This is a genomic window from Geminicoccus harenae (assembly GCF_019800005.1).
GTDB lineage: Bacteria > Pseudomonadota > Alphaproteobacteria > Geminicoccales > Geminicoccaceae > Geminicoccus > Geminicoccus harenae.
The window spans coordinates 23771-29770 of the sequence record NZ_JABGCL010000042.1; the positions used below are offsets into that span (position 1 = coordinate 23771).

A 6000-nucleotide genomic window follows, 5' to 3' on the forward strand; every position below is an offset into this window, starting at 1 on the left:
CCCCTGGCCAGGCCATCACCTGGCCGCCCCCCTTTTGTCTGCGCGGCGCAGTCTTCTAGCCAATCGTCCTACTTTCAAGCTTCATCTTCGGCGCCTTCCGGCCGGCATGGGCCACGCCATTCAATGGCTTGCGGGGGCCCGTCCTGCCGCCCCTCGGGGTACGGCGTTCACCTTGCCTTGCCGGGGACATTTCGCCGCCGGCCTTGCCGCGGATCGAAGCCTCGGGGATATTGCTGAGCGTGGTCGAGACGCATGCCATGGCCTGCTGATTTTAGGAGCCTGATTGGATGTTCGGGTGCCGTCCCGCGATGCCTCGTGCCTGGGTAGTGGCGCTCACGGCGCTCCTGGTGCTGCCGGCCACTGCCCGGTCGGCCGAGACCGAGCCATTCACCTCGCCGCAGACCACGGTCACCCTGGTGAGCGAGGCAGCTTCGATCGCGCCGGGCGAGCCGTTCCGCCTGGGGCTGCGCCAGAAGATCAGCCCGGAGTGGCACACCTACTGGTCCAACCCAGGCGATGCCGGCGAGCCGCCCTCGCTCACCTTCGACCTGCCCGCGGGTGCTTCCGCCGGCGAGCTGCAGTTTCCAGCACCCGAGCGGATCGAGTATGGGCCGCTGGTCAATTTCGGCTACGAGAACGAGGTCGTCTTCCCGGTCACGGTGACCCCGCCGGCCGACCTCCAGCCGGGCCAGAGCTTCACGGTCAGGACGGATGCGTTCTGGCTGGTCTGCAAGGACATCTGCATCCCCGAGGAGACCAGCTTCACCCTGGCGCTGCCGGTGGAGCCGACCAGCCGGAACGATGGAGCGACAGCACCGCTGTTCGCTGCGGCCGAGGCGAGCCTGCCGCGCCCCTCGGTCTGGCAGGCCGAGGCCGGGTTCGAGGGCGACCAGGGCGTGCTGCGCCTGTCCGGCGAGCTGCTTTCCCCGGATACGGTGGCGAGCGCCTTCTTCTTCCCGGCCGAGTGGGGCGTGATCGAGAACGCCGCCCCCCAGGAGCTCCGCGTGGGCCAGGGCGAGCTCAGCCTGGGCCTCGTCCGCGCCAAGGGCGAGCTGCCGGAGCGCTTGTCCGGCGTGATCGCGGTTACCGATGCTGCCGGCAGCCGCAGCGCCTATGCGCTGGAGGCCCCGCTGGGCCCCGTGCCGCCTACTGCCAGCCCGGCCAATGCTGCCGGCCTGCCGCTCTGGCAGGCGGCACTGTTCGCAGCCCTCGGTGGCCTGCTGCTCAACCTGATGCCCTGCGTGTTCCCGATCCTCGCCATGAAGGCGGTCGGCATCGCGGCACTGGCTGGCCGCGCGGACCGCACGATCCGCCTCCATGCCTTGTCCTACGTGGCGGGCGTGGTGCTGTCCTTCTTGGCGCTGGCCGGGGTGCTGCTGCTGCTCAAGGGGGCCGGCATGGCGGCCGGCTGGGGGTTCCAGTTCACCTCACCGCTGTTCGTGGCGGCGATGGCCTGGCTGATGCTGGCGGTCGGGCTGAACCTGTCGGGTGTCTATGCTTTGGGCGGCCCGGTCAGTGCCGGCAGTAGCCTCGCAGCGAAGGGCGGCCATGCCGGCAGCTTCTTCACCGGCGCGCTGGCCGTCCTCGTCGCGACTCCCTGCACCGCCCCGTTCATGGCCGCTGCCACCGGTGCCGCCTTCGCCATGCCGCCGGCTGCAACGCTGACCGTGTTCGCCGCCCTGGGCCTGGGCATGGGCGCCCCGTACGCGCTCCTGGCCTTCCTGCCCCGCCTGGCCCGGCTCCTGCCCAGGCCGGGCTTGTGGATGGAGCGGCTCAAGCAGGCACTGGCCTTCCCGATGTACGGCGCTGCCGCCTGGCTGCTCTGGGTCCTGACCGTGCAGGCGGGTGCCGACGGGCTGCTCCTGGCTCTCGTCGGCGCGCTCCTGGTCGCGTTCGCCGCCTGGGCGCTGGGCATCACGCAGGCTGCCGGCCGGCACGGCGCATGGGCCGGCCGCGGTGCCGCGGCACTGGCCATGCTGGCAGCACTTGCGGTCCTGCCCCAGCTCCGGGCAGCGGAAACGCCCCGGGCGGTGGCGGCGGACGCAGCGGCAGCCGAGCCCTGGAGCGAAGCCAGGGTCACAGAGCTGCGCTCCCAGGGCCGGCCGGTGTTCGTCAACCTGACCGCTGCCTGGTGCATCACCTGCAAGGTCAACGAGCGGGTGGCGCTCGAAACGGCGGCCACCCAGGAAGCGTTCGCCGCAGCCGGCGTCGCGACCCTGGTGGGCGACTGGACCAATGGCGACCCGGCGGTCGGGGCACTGCTCCAGCGCCATGGCCGGGAGGGCGTGCCGCTCTATCTGCTCTATCCGGCCGGCAGCGGCGCGCCGGTGGTCCTGCCGCAGATCCTCACCGAATCGATCGTGCTGCAGGCGCTGGAGCCGGTGGCGCGCACGGCCGCACAGGTGCCAACACCCAGCTAGGGCTGACGATCCCGCCCATCCCGAGCCAGGAGACACTGCCATGATCCTGCCGATCACCCGCCGTGCCACCCTGCTGGCCACCGCGGCCACCATGCTCCTGCCGCGCCTGGCCGTGGCCGGTCCCGCCGTCGGCCAGCCAGCACCGGATTTCCTGCTGCCCGACCAGGACGGCACGATGCACCGGCTCCAGGACTATCGCGGCCGGCTCGTGGTGCTGGAGTGGACCAACCACGAGTGCCCCTATGTCCGGAAGCACTACGGCAGCGGCAACATGCAGTCGCTCCAGGCGCTGGCCGCCGACAAGGGCGTGGTCTGGCTGTCGGTGGCCTCGTCTCCGGAAGGCGAGCAGGGCCATGTCACCGGGGCGGAAGCGAAGGAGCTGACGGTCTCACGGGGGGCACGGCCGGCAGCGGTCCTGCTCGATCCGATGAGTCAGGCTGCCCGCGCCTACCAGGCGACCACCACGCCCGAGATGTTCGTGATCGGCCCGGACGGCACGCTGCTCTACATGGGCGGGATCGATTCGATCCGCTCCACCCGGCCGGCCGACATCCAGCGGGCCGAGCCCTATCTGCGCAACGCGCTCCTGGCTGCGGTCGAGGGCCGACCGGTCGATCCGTCGGTGACCCGGCCCTATGGCTGTGCCGTGAAGTACGCGCCGGCGGCCTGAACGGCGGCGGTCATTGACAGGCTGCGCCCGGCAGCCCCCTGATCCCGCGCGCAAAGCGAGCGGGGAGCGCTTCATGGACAGTGCCGGACCGGACCTGATGGCCGGCTGCCAGACCTTCACCTGGGAGATGCTGGGCGAAGGCTGGCAGGGCGATGCGGACGATCTGCTGCAGGCCATCGCCCGTGCCGGCTATGCCGGGATCGAGATCACCGACACCATGATCGGCCGCTATGCCGGCCGGCCCGAAGCGTTCCGGGCAGCGCTCGCCGCCCATGACCTCACCCTGGTCGCCTTCGCCTGCGGCAGCCCGAGCGGCTTCACCGAGGATGCCCAGCTCGAGGTCGACCTCGCCATGATCGACCGGGCACTGGCGTTCACCGCGCATTTTCCGGGTGCCCACCTGTCGCTCGGCAGTGCCACGGTCATGTCCGGCGGCGAGCGCGACGCCAAGTTCCGCACCGCGGCGCGCATCTACAACGAAGCCGGCCGGCGCGGCGCTGCCCTGGGCGTGCCGGTCGCCTTCCACCCCAGCTCGCACCACGGTACGCTCCTGTTCGACCGCACCGACTACGACCGGATCATGGCGCTGACCGACCCGGCCCTGGTGGGCTGGGTGCCCGACACCGGCCACATCATCCGGGGCGGCCAGGATGTCGCCGACACGCTGGAGCGCCATCTGGGCCGCATCCGCTACGTCCATCTGAAGGACGTCGACCGGGATGGGACCTGGCGGATGCTGGGGGCCGGTGCCTGTGACATCGCGGCCGTGATCGAGCTGGTCCACCGGACGCCGGCCTGCAATGGCTGGCTGGTGGTGGAGGAAGAATCGGCAGAGGCCGGGCGGGATCCGGCCGCAGCGGTCAAGACGAACCGCCTGGCACTGCAGAAGTTCGGCGTGTGACGTGCCGGACCGGCGGCACTGCCGGCAGGGCCGCCTGATCCCCCGACCATCCCGGCGAACCTCGAGAAGGAGCCCTGCCCTTGACCATCCTGCACGTCGGCCTGATCGGCCTGGGTGAAGTCGCCCAGGCCATCCACCTGCCCACCCTGGCCGACCTCCATGACCGCTTCCGGATCGCGGGCATCTACGACGTGTCGCCGAGCGTCACCGCGCTCGTCCGCTCCCGTCATGCCGATGTGCGGGTGTTTCCAAGCGCCGACGCGCTGATCGCCGATCCGGCGATCGATGCCGTGTTCATCCTGTCCCCGGACGAGACCCACAGCCGCTATGTCCGCTTGGCGATCCAGGCGGACAAGCACATCCTCCTGGAAAAGCCGGCCTGCCTGAACCTGCGCGAGATGGACGAGCTGCTGCCGCTGCTGGAGGGCTACGGCAAGGTCCTGTTCGTCGCCTACATGCGCCGCTATGCGCCGGCCTATCTGGCGGCCAAGGCGGAGCTGCCGCCCGCCCACGAGATCACCCATGCCCGCATCCATGACCTGATCTCGCTCGGCACCGAGTTCATGCGGCACAGCCAGCAGATCCTCTACCCGGAGGACGTCGCACCGGACCTGCGCCGGGCAGGCGCTGCGGCCCGCGAGGCGCTCTATCGGGAGGTGGTGGGCGCGGATGCCCCGGCCGACCTGGTGCAGGCCTATGCGATCCTGACCTCGATGAGCTGCCACCATCTCTCCGCGATGCGCGAGCTGATCGGCGAGCCCAAGCGGGTGATCGCGGCGCACCGCACCAATGGCGGGTTCAACTCGTCCATCATGTTCGACTACGGCCATTATCTCTGCCAGTACCAGGCCGTGATCGACAAGATCGGCCTGTTCGACGCGATGATCGAGGTGCGCTCGGACCAGAAGCGCGTGCGGATCATCTACGACACCCCCTATATCCGCAGCCTGCCGACCCGGCTGGAGATCGCCGAGCGGGGCGAGGACGGGGTGAAGCAGCGCATCCTAGGCCCCTATTACAGCGATGCCTTCGCCGCCGAGCTCAAGCAGTTCCATCGGCACGTCCAGGACGGCAGCCGGCCCAAGACCGATCTCGCGGACTTTCGCCGGGACCTGATGTTGTGGGCGGAGATCGCCGATCGCATGAAGTAGATCGGCGGGCCAGGCCGATCCATCACGAGTTGCAGGATGAACGCCGCCGACGCTCTGCCCGGCGGCGTTCATCATTTTGTATTTTGGTTAATCTTCATGACATGTTATTGTACAGCATCACCCAAGACATGCGGACCTCGACGAACATCGACGAGAGGTTTTACTTTAATCGTGCAGGTATTGTTCAAGTGAATATGGTAGATCATTAGTAGTTTCTGCAAGTTTTATAATTATGTTGAAGGTGTCATGGCAACATACCGCCCAGGATCCGAATCGTCTCATGATCCCTTCCGGACAACGCCCCGGCCGCGGCCGGTTTCGTCCGGCAGAAGATCATCGCGCAGGACCCGGGCGGCCGGGAGCATCGGCCGCACCCCGTGGGTCGGAAACCCGCTGCACACCCTCTTCCGACCCTGGACCCGATACGCGCCGCTACTTTGCCGTATCCGAGGCATGTGAACACTGCTGAGGATAATCCAGCAGATTCGATCCGTATCTATAGTTGAAGTGCCCATCCTACCGAAATTTTTAACTATACTTTTTCGCACCGGAGTATGTTAGGGATGAATTCAGCAACATAACGAGTGACGGGCATGACAAGACTGCGTCGTGTCTGGAAACGCTTCATTTCGAGTTTCTGACGCCTTGCCCTGCGCTGGCTCGTGACGCCGCGCGTGCTGTTCTGTGCTAGTGTCGCGGCCCTGAGATCTGCCTGGGGCCGGCCCTCGCATGTTCGGCATCGTGCGGCGGCATGCGCGGCAGGAGCGTCGGTCAGCCGGGAACCTTGCCCGATGGTGTTCAGCTCCTACCCGTTCCTGTTCGGCTTCTTGCCGGTGGTGCTGGCCTTGTGCTGGGGCG

5 protein-coding genes are annotated in these 6000 nt (G+C 68.2%); all 5 read left to right on the forward strand.

Translation table 11 applies throughout. The features are described from left to right. Positions 1-308: 308 nt before the first annotated feature. On the forward strand, positions 309-2420 hold the full coding sequence (locus HLA95_RS23940; RefSeq protein ID WP_255592205.1) for a protein-disulfide reductase DsbD family protein: 2112 nt from the start codon (positions 309-311) through the stop codon (positions 2418-2420). Positions 2421-2460: 40 nt separating this feature from the next. Next, positions 2461-3090: a redoxin domain-containing protein gene (locus tag HLA95_RS23945; RefSeq protein WP_191061219.1), complete on the forward strand. Its 630-nt coding sequence runs from the start codon at positions 2461-2463 to the stop codon at positions 3088-3090. Positions 3091-3163: 73 nt separating this feature from the next. Continuing rightward, complete coding sequence (locus HLA95_RS23950) at positions 3164-3991, forward strand: sugar phosphate isomerase/epimerase family protein (protein WP_191061218.1); 828 nt, start codon at positions 3164-3166, stop codon at positions 3989-3991. An 80-nt stretch (positions 3992-4071) separates the two neighbouring features. Next, positions 4072-5142, forward strand: coding sequence for a Gfo/Idh/MocA family protein (locus HLA95_RS23955; protein WP_191061217.1), 1071 nt, complete (start codon positions 4072-4074; stop codon positions 5140-5142). Between the two features lie 662 nt (positions 5143-5804). Continuing rightward, positions 5805-6000, forward strand: a 196-nt coding sequence (locus tag HLA95_RS23960; RefSeq protein WP_222184785.1) for a hypothetical protein, incomplete at its 3' end; no start/stop codon positions are given.